This is a genomic window from Streptomyces changchenzhani (genome assembly GCF_039766235.1).
In the GTDB taxonomy this organism is placed as follows: domain Bacteria; phylum Actinomycetota; class Actinomycetes; order Streptomycetales; family Streptomycetaceae; genus Streptomyces.
The window spans coordinates 197,841-212,928 of the sequence record NZ_JBDHNH010000007.1 but is presented as its reverse complement, the minus strand read 5'-3'; the positions used below and the strand labels follow the sequence as shown (position 1 = coordinate 212,928).

Below are 15,088 nucleotides of genomic sequence, written 5' to 3'. Positions count from 1 at the left end.
CGTTGTGTTTCCTTGTGTCCAAACAGCGCTGATCTTTGTCCATGGACCGGTCTGCCGCCAGGGGGTGAAGGTGAGGCGCTGTGGGTGAGGCCCCGCAGATGCCACAAATGAGCGAGAGACGGGCGGGGACCGTGGTGGACTTCACGGTGGGTGAGCAGGACTTTCAGGTCGATGGGCGGCCGGTGCGGGTGCTGTCGGGGGCGTTGCACTACTTCCGGGTGCACGAGGCGCAGTGGGGGCACCGTCTGGCGATGTTGCGGGCCATGGGGCTCAACTGTGTGGAGACGTACGTTCCGTGGAATCTGCACGAGCCGCAGCCCGGCCGGTTCCATGATGTGTACGCCCTCGGCCGCTTCCTGGACGCGGCGCACGAGGCGGGCCTGTGGGCGATCGTGCGCCCCGGTCCGTACATCTGTGCCGAGTGGGAGAACGGTGGGCTGCCGCACTGGCTGACCGGGGCGCTGGGCACGCGTGTGCGCACGCGTGATGCCGAGTATCTGGGTCATGTGGAGCGGTGGTTCGGGCGTCTGCTGCCGCAGGTGGTGCAGCGGCAGTTGGGCCGGGGCGGTCCGGTGATCATGGTGCAGGTGGAGAACGAGTACGGGAGTTACGGTTCGGACCAGGTGTATCTGCGGTATCTGACGGGGCTGTTGCGCGAGCTCGGCGTCACTGTGCCGCTGTTCACTTCGGACGGTCCCGAGGATCACATGCTGACCGGGGGTTCGGTGCCCGGGGTGCTGGCGACGGCCAACTTCGGGTCCGGGGCGCGTGCGGGTTTCGAGGTGCTGCGGCGTCATCGGCCGTCCGGCCCGCTGATGTGCATGGAGTTCTGGTGCGGCTGGTTCGGCCACTGGGGCGCGGATCCTGTCGTACGCGATGCGGCGGACGCGGCGGACGCGCTGCGCGAGATCCTCGACTGCGGGGCCTCCGTCAATCTCTATATGGCGCACGGCGGTACGAACTTCGCGGGCTGGGCGGGGGCCAACCGCTCCGGCGAGCTGCACGACGGCGCCCTCCAGCCGACCGTCACGTCGTACGACTATGACGCGCCCATCGACGAGTACGGGCGGCCCACGGAGAAGTTCTGGCTGTTCCGCGACATCCTGGCGCTCCACCAGAACGGCGAAGCCCCGATCCCCGAAGTACCGCCCGCGCCAGCCCTGTTGGCCGCGCCGACCGGCGCACGGCTCTCCCAGTGGGCGCCGCTGGGTGACGTACTGGAGGTGCTCGGGGGCGTGGAGACGGAGACGGCCGTGCCGCCGACGTTCGAGGAGCTGGGCGTGGACCGTGGTCTGGTCCGCTACCGGGTGCGGCTGCCGGGGCCGCGCCGGGCGTATCCGCTGGGCGTGAGGGGACTGCGGGATCTGGCCGTGGTGTACGTCGACGGGGTGCGGGCGGGTGTGCTGGAGGGCGGGGCCGACGCGTACACGGCTCTGGCGGAGCCGGTCGAGGGTCCCGCGGTGGTGGAGCTGTGGGTGGAGTCGCTGGGCCGGGTCAACTACGGGCCGCGTCTCGCCGAGCCCAAGGGCATCACGGGTGGGGTGCTGCACGAGCGGCAGTATGTGCACGGGGTACGGGCCAGGGGGCTGCGGCTGGACGCGTTCGACGACGCGGAGTCGGTCGGCCGGGTGCCGTTCCGTGAGGCGGGGGTGGGCACGAGTGCGGGTGCGAGTGCGGGTGCGGGTGCGGCGGGGCTGTACCGGGGGGCGTTCGATGTGCGGGGCGCGGGGGACGCGGGGCTGGAGCTGCGGGGGTGGACCAGGGGCTTTGTCTGGGTGAACGGGTTCTGCCTGGGGCGGTACTGGGGGGTGGGGCCGCAGTGGTCGTTGTATGTTCCGGGGCCGGTGTTGCGGGAGGGTACCAACGAGATCTGGGTGCTGGAGCTGGAGGGAGCGGAGGCGGGTGAGTTGACGGTTCGGCTCGGTTGGATCGCCCCCGGCCCGTGACGGGGAGCACCGGTCACACGATCTTCGCTTCCAGTGCGCAACGTCCGTCCGCCGAACCGCGTCCTTCTCCATGTGATTCAGTCCCCCGACCTCTACAGCCCCGACGAGATCTCTCCCCCTGAAGGCGACGAGGAGCCCGTGCCGCCCGGCCCGTTGTGGCGCCATGCCGTGTGGGTGGGGGGTGTCGCCGTCATCGGGGTGGGCCTGGGGTGGATCGGCGCGTTGTTCCGTATCGGCCCCGAGGAGTACGGGCTGCCGCCCGCCGCTCCGGGGGCGGTGTGGCCGTATCTGATCGCCTGGACCGCGACCGGCCTGGTGGCGGCAGCCGCACTGCGGGCCACCGCCCTCAGGGTGCCGCTCTATGCCCCGGGGTCGATCGCAGTGGTGCTCGTCCTCCTGGGCACTCGGATCTCCATGGGCTGGCGGCCGGAGGCACCGGCGCTGGGTGCGCTGGCCGCAGGCGCGCTGGCGGCGACGGCCATCTGGTGCGCTCTGGCGCTGCGCTCAGGATCCGACCATGCCGGACGGGCCGCGTAGCCGAGCCGTGCCGGACGGGCCGGGCTCCCGGCTTGCGGAAGCCCGGCCTGATCCGAACGACACCCCCTACACCTCGCTCACCTCGAAGGTGTCGAGGACGAACTCCGCCTTACCGTCCTCCCCGACCTTGCGCAGGCCCACCCAGGTCTCACCATCGGCCGGCGCCGTGAACTCGTGGGTGAGGACCGTGGGGACGGTCGCCACCGGCAGGGGCACGCGGGTCAGTTCCCAGGCCGCCGGCTCGTCCACGCCGGTGATCCATGCGTACTGGCCTGCCTTCTCGTTCTCGTAGCGGAAGGACACCCGGTAGCGCCTGCCTGCCTCGAAGCGGACGGTGTGCTGCACCGTCCGGTAGACCAAGCCGTCGTTCTCGCCGCGCGACTTGAGGGATTGGGAGCCGTCGATGACGTCGTCGATCGCCTTGCCGTGCCAGGCGCGCTGTGTGAACGGGGCGTGCCGTTGCGCGATGTGGGTGCGCGGGTCGGTGGAGCCTCCCGCGTCGCCCTTCACGAACGGGCCCCAGCCCTGCGGCACCTGCTGGAAGTCCTCGAAGGCCACTGTCCCTTCCTTCGCGGGGCGGGTGGCGGGGACGATCCGTACGTTGTCGAAGCGCACGCGCGCGTGGCCCGCCGCGGCCCGCAGGGTGAGGTCGACTCCGCCGCCGCCCTCGGGGACGGTGAAGTACGTGAACATCCGCTGGAAGCGGGTGTCGTGCTTGCGGTCGGCCGCGACGAGGTTGACGGCCGTGGACGAGTCGGTCCAGTTCTCGGCGAGGGTGCCGTCCGCGGTCCGTATGGTGAGTGCGGCCCGGCGTCGCTCCCCCGCCTTCTCCCCCACCTCGACCTGCACGGACGCGGCGTACGTGCCGGGCGCCAGGCGTGCGAGGCGCTGCCCGACGGCTGCGGCGCCGCCCGCGCCGATCACCAGCTCGTAGTCCCCCAGCGCGCTGAGCTCCACCGAGGCGGGCCCACTGGCCGTCCAGCCGTCCAGGGTTCCCGAGTGGAAGCCCGGGTCGTGCACGGGGGTGGCCTGTCCCCAGTGCGGGTCACCCGCCTGTCCTACCCGGTCGCGGTGCAGGACGTACGGCTGGTGCGCATCGGCGTCGATGGTGACCTTGCCGGAGCGGACCGGAAGGTCGCGGACGTGCACCCGGCCCTGGTCGGTGAGCCGGTGTAGCGACACCTTCGACTTGTCGGCCCAGCCGCGCGGCAGCTGCCAACTGGTGCTGCCGCCCGCCGGGTTGTAGTGGTAGAGCTTGGCCGGGTCCGTTGCCCTGCGCGGCTCCCACGGCAGCAGATAGCTCCCGTCGTCGTACACCAGGCGCCCGTCGGTGGTGATGCGGCGGGTGCCTTCCTTGTCGTCGACAGTGGTCCCGGTCGGGCCGAAGAAGGTGATCTCGTGCTCGGTCCAGGTCTTGACCGGGTACGCCTGGAGATACTTGGCGGGCAGGCTGTCGGTCCAGATGAGCCGGTAGAAGACGTTCCAGTCGGTCTTGTTGACCCAGCCCTCGAAGTTGCCGGTGCGCGGGATGCCGAGCAGCGTGGGCCACTTGTCGGCGAAGACGTCCTTCTGGTGGTTGCGGATGAAGCGGATCAGCTGGGAGTTGATGCCGCGTGAGGTGTCGCCGCCGTAGTCGACCTCGGTGGCCCAGTGCGACCACAGGGACGAGCGCTCAAGGCCGTGTCCCCATTCGGTGGTGACCTGCCAGCCCTGTTCGCGCAGCGCCCGCTGGAGCCGGTCCGAGGTCCAGCCCGATTCCCGGAAGACGTCGATGTAGAGCATGTTGAGCGCGGGGTCGGTCTCCTCGCGCAGGTCCTTGAAGCGCTTGATGATGTCGCCGGAGACGAGGTCGCGCCGCTGGTCGATGCGGTAGCTCTGGTCGAGCCAGTCCCACTGCTCGTTCGCCTTGTCGACGAGGGTCTCGGAGAAGGCGTTCGCGACGGGGTAGGACTCGGTGGCGTTCACATGGACACCGAAGTCGCTGCCCCACTTACGGCCCTCCTTGACGAGGGTGTTGAGGTCGTCGAGGCCGCCGGCGCGCTTGTTGGGGTTGCCCGCGTAGTCGGGGTGCGCCGAGTCGTGGCCCTCCGACTGGTAGCCCTTGAGCAGGGTGTACTGGCGCAGCCCGTCCGTCGCGAGGGAGATCCGCTTGACGTTGTCGAGGGTCTGGAGGAACGGATTGGTGGCCTGGCTGGCGAAGTTGAAGGGGATATGCGGGACGACCCGCAGATGCTGTTCGTCGGCGCCGAGCGGGTCGACCATGATGTCGCGGAAGGCGATGGCCGCGTCCTGCCAGGTGACGATGGAGTCGTCATTGCGGTCGCCGGTGACGACGATGGTGGCGTACGGGAGGGGCTCGGTGGCGCCGGTGGGCGCGGTCGCGGCCCGGTGGGTCCACTGTCCGCACGTCACCTGCGCCTTGACGTAACCGTCCCGCTGCACGGTCTGCCGCCACAGCCGGCCGTTCTCCCAGGTGGTGCCGTCGGCACTGGTCGGCTTGTCGTACGTCGTGTTGGTCTCGACGGCGCCGCCGAGCCGGTCGTGGGCGACGACGGCGTATGCGCAGCCCTTGGGCGCGGTGTCGGGTGTGGTGTCCGGGGCGACCTCGACCAGGGTGTCACCGCTCTTGGCCTTGTCGATCTCGACGCGGGCGGCGAGCAGGGTCGCGCCCGGCTGGTCGCTGCGTACGGACAGGAAGGCCAGGGCGGGGATCCGGAGGGTGCCGACGCGCAGTGCGGGGGTGTCGGCGATGCGGGTGACCCGCCAGTGGACCCGCATGCCGTCGACGCGGATCTCGACGCCGATCTCGGTGCCGCCGTCGAAGGCCAGGGTGTACGCGGCCCGGTCGTGGAGGGCTCTGGTGGTGACCCGGGGGGTATGGGCCGTTCCGTCGATGAGGACCGAGGTGACCGGGTCCTCCTGGGCGTGCAGGGTCGCGCCGGTGCCGCGGTCGGTGTAGGACACGATGCGCGGGAAGCCGGAGTCGACGCGCACATCGAGCTCGCGGGAGCGCAGTCGGGTCTCGTTGCCGGTGGCGGGGGCGGGGGCGGCGGTGGCGAGGCCCGGGGCTCCGACGGCCGCGCCGATGCCGGCGAGTGCGGCCGCGCCCGCCACGGTTCTGCGACTCGGTCCCCGGCCCTGTATGTACGAATCCACGCTGGCTCCTCCTCGTGACGGTTGACCGTGCCCGTCACGATGCGCCGCATGGGAGGAGAGGGCCTATGGACAAAGGAGGGACAGGTGTTGGACTTAATGCGTCCGCGGCCTGTCCCTCCTCCGTCTGAGAGCCTCAGGGCCTCAGAGCCTTACAGCCTCACGGCCGCTGCGGCTGTTGGCTTGTGCGCTTTACGTTCAGAGACCGGCCGCGGCGCTCTTGATCGCCGCGGCGAAGGTCGAGACCTCGCTGTACACGCCCGGGTAGTCCGGTCGTGCGCAGCCCTCGCCCCAGCTGACTATGCCGACCTGTATCCAGGCGTTGGCTTCGTCCTTGCGGAACATGGGGCCGCCCGAGTCGCCCTGGCAGGTGTCGGTGCCGCCCTGGCCGACGAAGCCGGCGCACAGCTCCTCGCCCGGCGTGAGTTGGTTGCCGTACGCCTTGGCGCAGTCGGCGTCGCTGACGAAGGGGACCTTCGCCTTGAGGAGGTAGCGCTGCTGGCCGCCGCCCTCGGTGGCCGCGCCCCAGCCCGCGATGGTGAAGTCGCCCTGGTTGAACGCCGTGGTCGTGGCGATCTTCAGGGTGGGCAGTTCGATGGGCTTGGCGAGCTTGATCAGCGCCCAGTCCTTGCCCTTGCCGTTGTAGCCGGGGGCCTGCAGGACCTTGGTGGACTTGACCTTGACGGCGCTGGAGGACTGCAGGTCGACGACACCGGCGGTGGCCGTGATGCTGGTGTTGTTGCCCGAGCCGCTCACGCAGTGCGCCGCGGTCAGCACGATGTCCTTTGCGTAGAGCGAGCCGCCACAGCCCATGGAGAGCCGGACCATGAAGGGGAATTCTCCCTGTGCGGCGAGGGTTCCGCCGACGACGGGCGGGGCGGGCGGCGGGGCCGCGACGGCACCGGCGGGCTGGATGGTGGCGGCGGCGAGAACCACGGCGCCGACTGCGGCGCATCTCTTGAAAGCACGCATGACGTTCTTCAACGGAGTGCCTTTCGTGGGGGTGATCGTGGGGGGTCACTCTTCGCACGACGGACACCGCACCAACCCGAAGCTGGCATGGGCCCGTCAAGGCGTTGCTGGATTATGTGGAGTTGATCGCCTACCCGACAAGGGATGGTTTCCGGCCACCGCCAACGAGCCCCAAGAGCGTCGAAATCGGCTTACAGTGGAGACCTGTTCACCGTCCTGTGGGGGTATGTGGGGGTGCGGTCGTGGCGAGCGACAGTGCGGTCGTACACGGGTATCCGCATCTCACCACCGTGCGGTCGGCCCTCACCGCGCTCCACAAGCGGATCGGTCATGACGGTGTGCGCTCGTACGCCCCGAGCGTCTTTCCCGTCGATGTCGCCTTCGGCGACCAGGACGATCTGCACCTGGGCACCCAGCGGGTGGCCCGCGTCCTCGTCCAGCATCTGCGGCTGCCGGACGCCCGCATGATCGTGAGCTTCCGGGAGATGGAGCACGCGGCGAGTGTCGAGCTCGCCGCCGGGCCGGAGTACTTCATCGAGCTCAACGCCCGCTTCCGGACCCACCGCAACGACATCGGGGCCGCGCTCGCCCACGAGGTCACCCATGTCCTGCTGCACCGCCTGGGCCTGGCCTTCGCGGGCACCCGGGACAACGAGATCCTCACCGACACCGTGACGACGTATCTCGGCGCCGGCTGGCTGCTGCTCGACGCGTTCCGCGAGGACGGGGCGTCCAGCCAGAAGCTCGGCTATCTCACGCCGGAGGAGTTCGGTTACGTCCTGGCGAAGCGGGCGATCGCGTTCGGCGAGGACCCTGCCCCCTGGTTCACCAGCGCGCAGGCCTACACGGCGTACACCAAGGGCCTCGCGCTGGCCCGCCGCGACGAGCAGCAGCCGCCGCTGGTGGCCGCGGGCTGGGCGGGCCGCCGCCGGTACGCCAAGGAGCGGCGGTACGCGCAGGAGCACGGCGGCCGCCGCGAGAGCGCATCGGCGTACGCCTTCGAGGGGAGCGGCGGCGCCGGGCAACTGCGGGTGTCCTTCGACTGTCCCACCTGTCACCAGCGCATTCGCGTCCCGGTGCGCGGCCGGGTGCGGGCCCGCTGCGCACTGTGCCGCACGATTCTCGAATGCGACACCTGAACCCGCGCACGTAGGGTCGAAACATGACAGCCAAGGCGAAGGCGACGCCGCAGGACCTGTTCGACGAGGTGTACGGCGGCGAGGACGACGCCCTGGTGCGCCTGCTGCGCGCGGGGATCCCCGCGGAGGTCGCCAACGACGACGGCGAGACCGCGCTGTACCTGTCGGCCGTCAACGACCGGCCCGGCATGGTGCGGCTGCTGCTCGCCGCGGGCGCCGACCCCGACCGCGCGAGCGGCCCAGAGGCAGGCGACCTGCCGCTGTGCGGGGCCGCGGTCGGCGGTCACACCGAGGTCGTGGAGGCGCTGCTGGCGGCGGGCGCGCGGCCCGACCTGCGGGAGCAGTTCGGGTTCACGGCGATGGCCTGGGCGGTCGGACAGGGGCACGCGGGCACCGTGGAGGCGCTCCTGGAGCACGGCGCCGACCCTGACCTGCCGGGTCCGGGCGGTGAGCCGCCGCTGGTGCTGGCGGCGCGGCGCGGTTCCGCCGAGACGGTACGGACCCTCCTGCGGCACGGTGCGTCCGCGCAGCGGGAGGCGCTGGCGGAGGCGCGGCGCTGGCTGGAAATCGATGTGGAACACGAGCTGCGCGAGTGGCTGCGCGACACCTATGGGGCGACGCAGGCCGAGACGGTGATACGCCGGATCGACGAGGACGGCGCGGTGACCGTCGTGGTCGAGCTGGTGCGGGACGGCGATCTCGTGGCGGGCAGGGAGCAGCAGACCGGGCACGCGGCGATAGCCACGGTGCTTGAGGAGAAGCTGGGCGTACGGACGCCCTTCGCGGAGCTGGCCGAGCGGGCGTTGCGCGGCGCCGATCCCGACCGGGACGAGTGGATGGAGGCCGTGGCCGCGCTGTGGCGGCGGGGCGACGAGGAGACCTTCCAGGCGGCGACGGCGTGGTGCGCGAGCGGTGACCCGCTGCGGCGGGCGTTCGCCGCTGATGTGCTGGCGCAGCTCGGCCTTGACGACGCCAGCAGGCCGTTCGCGTCGCGCGCGCTGCCGCTGCTGCGGGAGCTGGCGCGGGAGGCCGAGGACGCGGAGCTGGTCAGGGCGGCCGTGCTGGGGCTCGGGCAGCAGGGCGACCCGGCGGCCCTGCCGGAGATCCTGCGCCATGCGTCGCATCCCGACGCGGAGGTGCGCCACCGGGTGGCGCTGTCCCTGGTCGGGCTGGTCCCCGGTGACGACGCGGCGGGCGCCGCGGCGCTGATCGCGCTCAGCGGGGACCCTGACGACGATGTGCGGGACTGGGCGACGCTGGCGCTCGCCGGTATCGAGGCCGACACCCCGGACATCCGGGAGGCTCTCGCGGCCCGCCTCGACGACCGGGACCCGGACACGGCGGCGGAGGCGGCGCGGGGGCTGGCGGTGCGGCAGGATCCGCGGGCAGTGGAGGCGTTGGCGCGGATACTCGGCAGCGCGGATCCGCAGGGGTACGCGTACGCCGCCGCGCTGGAGACGCTGGAGTACGTCGAGGACGAGACGGTGCGCCGCCGCCTGGAACGGACGCCGCCGCGCAACCGGTGACCGGGGTGGGTGCGTGCGGGCTGCGGGGCCAACTCGCCGAGGCCTTTGAAGCGGCCATTGGCCTGCGCCGTCTCAGCATCCAGTACGGCGAGCACTGGGCGCGGTCGTACGCGTTCCACCAACTCGCCTTCATCGACCTGCTCCAGGGCCGCGCGCACGACGCCGAACGCCACGCCCGAGCCATGCTCACCAGCAAGCACAACCTCAACGACAGCCTCGGAATCGCCCTCGCTCTCGACCTCCTCACCGGAGCGAACGCGGTTCAGGGCAACGGCATCGGGGCCGCCCGCACATCTGGCACCGGGAACACCTTCTGGCGCATGCTCGACCACCCGAATCGCGGCATACCCGAGCTCGCCGAGGTCCGTGACCAATGGGAGCTGCGAGCCCGCGAGGTGGCCGGGGACGACGCCTACAACAAGGCCTTCCACGACGCGCTGAACGACGACGCCGAACACAGCCTCACCCTCGTGCTGCAAGGCCCTCCACCCTCCTGACCCGGCCCGGTGGAGATCCTCCCTGTCCAGATCATGGCCATGGGTGGACGCGGGAGAGCCGCCGCCCGTCACCCCCGTGGACGGACGGCGGCAGATTCGCACCACCGGTACTCGCTCGGTTCGTTCCGCTCACCAGGCCGGGTGAGGACCCGGTCCGTTCAGGCGAACATCCGCCAGTCGTAGACCACCTGGTACTTGCCTCCATATCCGGAGTAGGTCACGGTCCGCTCGGGGCTGTCCTGCTTGCCCGCCCAACGACTGGTCAGGGACGGGACGATCGTGCTCAGCGTCACCGGCTTGAAGATCTCGTCGCCCCACAGCTTCTTGAGGTATTCGAAGACCTGGCCGACCACATACCCGACGGCTGTGCCGATGATGATGCCGATCGCTCCCCCGCTGATGCCGATCGCCGCCGTGAGTGCGGCGATCACCTTTGCCTTCACCTTGTCGAGCAGGTCGTTCAGGAAATTCGCGAAGCCGCCCCAGTCGACCTCCGCGAGGACGAGTGTCACGAAGTACGACTTCGGGTAGTTGGTGCCCTCCCGGAGATTGAAGAAGGTGAACTGCCGCGGCGGCGAGTACACCTGCTCGTTTCCCGTGTCGAAACTGCGGACCTTGAACTGGGAGATCTTCTTGGTGTCTCCGCTTTCGTCCACGCAGGTGCCGCCGAGATAGATCTCGTCCTTCCCGATCTCACTTGTCGAGTCGAGGCACTTGACCCGGTGGATGCGGAATTCGAGCTTTCCCAGTTCGGGAAGTGCGCTCACCGCCGCCTCCGTCTCCTCGGCCAGGGCGGTGCCCGGCGGCAGCTTGCGCGGACGGTGCTCGCCGACTTCGAGACCGCAGGCCGCCAACTCCCTTGCGCAGCGCACCAGATCGGGCTGCGCGTCGAGTCGTAGGAGGATCGCGCGCGCGGCCCGCAGCTGCTCGCCGGCCCTGGCGCGCTTGCCGGCCCTGCGCAGGAACTGCCCGTACGCGAGGTGCAGCAGGGCCCGTTCGAAGAGCGCCTGGCCGCGGTCGGCGTGGTGCAGGGCCTTCTTGAAGGCCCGCTCCGCGGCGGCCGCGTCACCCCGCGCGGCTTCCAGCGTGCCGCGGCTGCGGGCGGCGAGCGCGAGTGCGCCGTGATGGTGGCGCTCGGCCGCGAGTTGCTCGTACGCGACCAGGGCGTCCTCGGCCCGTTCCAGCTCCCCGCACGCCGTCCACGCGTCGGCGAGGAGGTCCGGCCAGGGCATCGCGCCGGGCTCCTCCCACATGCCCCGCCGGCCCAGCGCGAGCAGGGGGTCCAGCGCGAGGGCGACCTCCTCGGGACGGCCGCGGGCCCTGGCCAGGTACGCCTCGGACAGGGCGGCCCACACCACCGGGTTCACATGGCCCCAGGCCGCGTACTCGCGTACCACCCGCGCATGGGCCTGCGCCTTGGCGAACGCGCCGCGCGCGGAGTAGGTCAGCGCGGCCAGCATCCGGCAGTACAGGGCGATGTGCGGCTGGTCGCTGTCGGCGGCGAGGGACAGCGCCAGCTCGCTGTGGACGATCGCGTCGTCCCAGTGGCCCGCCCGGTACTCGGCCGAGGCGAGCGCGGTCGCCGCCACCACCCTGAAGGAGGCGGCGCGGGAGTGGCAGGCCGCGAGTACACCGGTCAGGTCCCGTACGGCGCCGGTCAGATCGCCGGTGAACTCGCGGAGCGTGCCGCGGCCCATCAGTTGCTCCAGCTGTGCGGGCGGGGCGACGGCCGGGTCGGGCAGCGGGCCCAGGGCGGCGAGTGTCTCGGCGGCGTGGCCGCTCATCGCCCGGCCGCTCAGCTCCAGGTAGCGGATCATGTCGGTCGCGGTGTCGTCCGGGGCGAGGCGCAGCGCCAGGCCCGCCCACTCCGCCATGTCGGTGCCGCGTGCCATGCTGCCGTAGAAGGCGGCGAACTGCCCGGCGATCCTGGCTCCGAGCACCGGGTCGGCCTCGGGGTCGCAGCGCTGCCAGGCGTCACGGAGCAGCGCCTCGGCCCGGTCGAGGTCGAAGAGCGAGAGCCGGCCCAGGAGGTAGCTGCGCCAGCAGCTCTCCGCGAATCCCGCGATGCGTAACGCAGCGCCGGCGGCGTCGGGTATCTCGCCGGCGAGCAGCCCGCATTCGACGGCCTCCAGGGTGAGTTGCTCGTACCCGGCCCGGTCCGCGCTCAGCCGGGCGGCGGCGGCGAGCTGTCCCGCGGCGCCGGCCCACGCGCCATCGGCGGCGAGGCGGCGGCCGAGCCGGGCCAGGTCCGCGGCGAGCGCCGCGTCGTGCCCGGTCGCTGCGCGCGCCCGGTGGCGCAGCCGCAGGGCTTCGTCGTCGGTGAGTTGCGCGGCCCGCAAATGCAGGGCGTTGCGGCGTACCGGACCCAGCTGCTGGTAGACGGCGGCGTGCACGAGGGGGTGCGGGAAGCGTACGACGGGGTCCCCGGCCCTGTCTGTCAGCAGCCCGGCGGCGACGGCCTCCTCCAGGGCGGGCAGCGGATCGGTGAGCCGCGCGAGGGCGGCGGCCCGGTCGAGGGCGCAGTGGCTGCCGAGCACACTCGCCGCGGCGACGAGTGCGGCGGCCTCCTCGCCGCAGTCGGCCAGTCGGCCAAGGACGAGCGAGGTGAAGGACTGCGGCGCCGGGAGTACGACGTCCGGCTCCTCCTCCAGCCCCTTCAGCAGGGCGGGTCCGGCCTGTTGAAGGAGCGCCGCGGCGTGCAGGGGGTTGCCGTCGGTGTGCGCGTGCAGCCGGGCCGCGGCGCGGGCGGACAGCTCGCCCACCCCTATCTCCCGCCCCAGGGCGCGCAGTTCGGCGGCCGGGAGCCCGGCCAGCGGCAGCCGCACGGACCCGCCGGCGGTGCACAGCCGCCGCAGCCCCTCCGGGATCCGTGGGTCCGCCGCGTCGCGTACGACGACGACGGCGACCACCCGGTCCACGCGCAGCCGGCGCAGGGCGAAGGTCAGGGCCTGGAGGGACGGCGGATCGGCCCACTGGTCGTCGTCGACGACGAGCACCACATCGTCGAGGACTTCGAGGAGCTCGGCCCCGGCGGAGAGGGCGTCCGCCCAGGCCCCTGCGCGGTCCGGCAGCAACTGCGCCAGCACACTGAAGGCCAGCTCCGACTCGCCCTCCTCACCGCTGGCGTACAGCACCCGGGGTACGTCGACCCCGGCGAGGAAGTGCCCCAGGAGGGCCGTCTTGCCGACCCCGGCGGGCCCTTCGAGCAGCACGATCTGCGGTCGCCCCGCACGCGCCGCACGCAACACCTCCGCCAACTCGGCGAGCTCCCCTTCCCGCCCAAGGAACGGAACCTTCACGCCACACCTCCGCGCCACCGGATCTCTTCGTTGTTGACGAATCAAGAAACTCCGCACTGTGCGAAACAATCAATGAACACAACAGGCCGATTCAGACTGCAAGTTCGGACTGGGCCGTATAAGTTCGTGCAGGGTTTTTCCGTGAACGACTGTCGCAGGGAACGGGGCGTGCGGCTAGCTCACGGACGCGGCGAACTCGCTACCGAGCGGGCGAGGACCGGAATGACTACGACCGGAAACCCCGGGAACTGCCCAGTCATGGAAAGGCGTACCGGTACGGGACAATCCGAATCAGCGTGCCCCATAAACCGGTCGGGGCGCCTCCGCCTCCCCCAGCAACTTCCGTACCGCCTCCCCCGCCTCCGCAGGCGCCCAGCGCGCCCCCTTGTCCGCCGTCGGCCCCGCGCGCCAGCCCTCCATCACCGTGATCCGGCCGGCCTCCGCCTCGAAGACCCGACCGGTGACCCCCGCGCTCGCCGCCGAGCCGAGCCACACCACCAGCGGCGAGACGTTGTCCGGGGCCATCGCGTCGAACCCGCCGCCGCCCGGCGCGGCCATGGCTCCGGCGAAGGTCTGCTCGGTCATCCGGGTGCGGGCCGCCGGGGCGATCGCGTTGACCTGGACGCCGTACCGCTCCAGCTCGGCCGCCGCGACGAGGGTCAGGCCGAGGATGCCCGCCTTGGCCGCCGAGTAGTTGCCCTGCCCCACGCTGCCCAACAGGCCCGCTCCCGAACTGGTGTTGACCACTCGCGCCGCGACCTCCCGGCGCGCCTTCGCCTCCGCGCGCCAGTACGCCGCCGCGTGCTTCAGTGTCAGGAAGTGCCCCTTCAGGTGCACCCGCACCACCGCGTCCCAGTCGTCCTCGTCCAGGTTGACGAGCATCCGGTCACGCAGGAAGCCCGCGTTGTTGACCAGGGTGTCGAGCCGGCCGAAGGTCCCTACCGCCGCCGCGACCAGTGACGCCGCGCCCTCGGACGTGGCGATGTCCCCTCCGTCCGCCACCGCTTCGCCGCCCGCAGCCACGATCTCGTCGACGACCTGCTGCGCGGGGCTCACCGAGGTTCCCGCCCCGTCGAGCCCGACGCCCAGGTCGTTGACGACGACCTTCGCGCCCTCGTCCGCGAAGGCGAGGGCGTGCGCACGTCCGAGCCCCCGCCCCGCGCCCGTCACGATCACCACGCGTCCGTCGCAGAGCCTCTCGACATCTTTGTCGGCGCTCCCTTCGCCCATCCCGCTGTCAATTCCGGCCATATCAGCTCTCCTTATCGGCTGTTGCGGCGTTGAGGAACGCGGGCCGCTCCCCGCCCCCGTGGATGAGCAGCGAGGCACCGCTTACATACGCGGCACGCTCCGACGCGAGGAACACCGCCGCGTCGCCGATCTCCGAGGGCTCGGCCAGCCGCCCCGCGGGCACCGTCCGCCCGACGGCGGCGATGCCCGCCTCGTCGCCGTAGTGCAGATGTGAGAGTTCCGTACGGACCATCCCGAGCACGAGTGTGTTGACCCGCACCTCGGGCGCCCACTCCACGGCCATCGACCCCGCCAGGTTCGCCAGCCCGGCCTTGGCCGCGCCGTAGGCGGCCGTTCCGGGCGAAGGCCGGCTGCCGCTGACGCTGCCGATCATCACCACCGACCCCCGGGACGTGCGCAGATACTCGTACGCCGCGAGGGAAACGGTCATCGGCGCGGTCAGATTCAGCGCGACCACGCGCGCGTGCCGCTCCGCCTCGCCCTCTCCGAGGAGCCGGTACGGCGTGCCGCCCGCGTTGTTGACCAGGACGTCGAGTTGCCCGTAGGTCGCCACGACATCGGCGAAAAAGTCGTGGACTGCGGCCGGGTCACGCAGGTCCACCGGCTTGAACACGGCCGTGCGGCCCGCCGATTCCACCGGCCGGTCCGGCGGTCTGCGGGCGCACACCACCACCTTCGCGCCCGCTCCCAGGAACGCCCGCGCGATTCCCGCGCCGACGCCACGTGTGCCGCCGGTGACGACGGCGACCCTCCCGTCCAGTTCCATTC

The 15,088-nt window shown here is 71.4% G+C and carries 10 protein-coding genes; 5 read left to right on the top strand and 5 right to left on the bottom strand.

Going from position 1 to position 15,088, the window contains the following annotated elements; all coding sequences use genetic code 11:
* Positions 1-131 precede the first annotated feature (131 nt).
* Together ABCR94_RS22825 and ABCR94_RS22820 are read left to right on the top strand one after the other, a co-directional pair.
* A complete protein-coding gene (locus tag ABCR94_RS22825; protein ID WP_347122023.1) occupies positions 132-1,946 on the top strand; it encodes a glycoside hydrolase family 35 protein in 1,815 nt (604 codons plus the stop codon).
* A gap of 72 nt (positions 1,947-2,018) precedes the next feature.
* Positions 2,019-2,483, top strand: coding sequence for a hypothetical protein (locus ABCR94_RS22820; RefSeq protein WP_347121684.1), 465 nt, complete (start codon positions 2,019-2,021; stop codon positions 2,481-2,483).
* Between the two features lie 66 nt (positions 2,484-2,549).
* Here ABCR94_RS22820 and ABCR94_RS22815 read toward each other — a convergent pair whose 3' ends face one another.
* On the bottom strand, positions 2,550-5,639 hold the full coding sequence (locus tag ABCR94_RS22815) for an endo-alpha-N-acetylgalactosaminidase family protein (RefSeq protein WP_347121682.1): 3,090 nt from the start codon (positions 5,637-5,639) through the stop codon (positions 2,550-2,552).
* A 195-nt stretch (positions 5,640-5,834) separates the two neighbouring features.
* Positions 5,835-6,608 carry a S1 family peptidase gene (locus ABCR94_RS22810; protein ID WP_521977576.1) on the bottom strand — a complete coding sequence of 258 codons (774 nt, stop codon included), beginning with the start codon at positions 6,606-6,608 and terminating at the stop codon, positions 5,835-5,837.
* A 242-nt stretch (positions 6,609-6,850) separates the two neighbouring features.
* On the opposite strand from ABCR94_RS22810, the gene ABCR94_RS22805 reads away from it, so the two are divergent.
* Genes ABCR94_RS22805 through ABCR94_RS22795 form a run of 3 tightly spaced genes read left to right on the top strand, consistent with a single transcriptional unit; the run spans position 6,851 to position 9,770 of the window.
* Positions 6,851-7,747: a hypothetical protein gene (locus ABCR94_RS22805; RefSeq protein ID WP_347121679.1), complete on the top strand. Its 897-nt coding sequence runs from the start codon at positions 6,851-6,853 to the stop codon at positions 7,745-7,747.
* 23 nt (positions 7,748-7,770) lie between these two features.
* On the top strand, positions 7,771-9,273 hold the full coding sequence (locus tag ABCR94_RS22800; RefSeq protein ID WP_347121677.1) for an ankyrin repeat domain-containing protein: 1,503 nt from the start codon (positions 7,771-7,773) through the stop codon (positions 9,271-9,273).
* Positions 9,270-9,770, top strand: a complete 501-nt coding sequence (locus ABCR94_RS22795) for a hypothetical protein (RefSeq protein WP_521977573.1) — start codon at positions 9,270-9,272, stop codon at positions 9,768-9,770. Before ABCR94_RS22800 ends, ABCR94_RS22795 begins: the two co-directional genes overlap by 4 nt.
* Positions 9,771-9,928: 158 nt before the next feature.
* Here ABCR94_RS22795 and ABCR94_RS22790 read toward each other — a convergent pair whose 3' ends face one another.
* The 3 genes from ABCR94_RS22790 to ABCR94_RS22780 all read right to left on the bottom strand — a co-directional run bounded on the left by ABCR94_RS22790 (position 9,929) and on the right by ABCR94_RS22780 (position 15,086).
* Complete coding sequence (locus tag ABCR94_RS22790; RefSeq protein ID WP_347121676.1) at positions 9,929-13,069, bottom strand: AAA family ATPase; 3,141 nt, start codon at positions 13,067-13,069, stop codon at positions 9,929-9,931.
* 291 nt (positions 13,070-13,360) lie between these two features.
* Positions 13,361-14,320 carry an SDR family oxidoreductase gene (locus ABCR94_RS22785; protein ID WP_347121674.1) on the bottom strand — a complete coding sequence of 320 codons (960 nt, stop codon included), beginning with the start codon at positions 14,318-14,320 and terminating at the stop codon, positions 13,361-13,363.
* A gap of 1 nt (position 14,321) precedes the next feature.
* Complete coding sequence (locus ABCR94_RS22780) at positions 14,322-15,086, bottom strand: SDR family oxidoreductase (protein ID WP_347121673.1); 765 nt, start codon at positions 15,084-15,086, stop codon at positions 14,322-14,324.
* Positions 15,087-15,088: the final 2 nt, after the last annotated feature.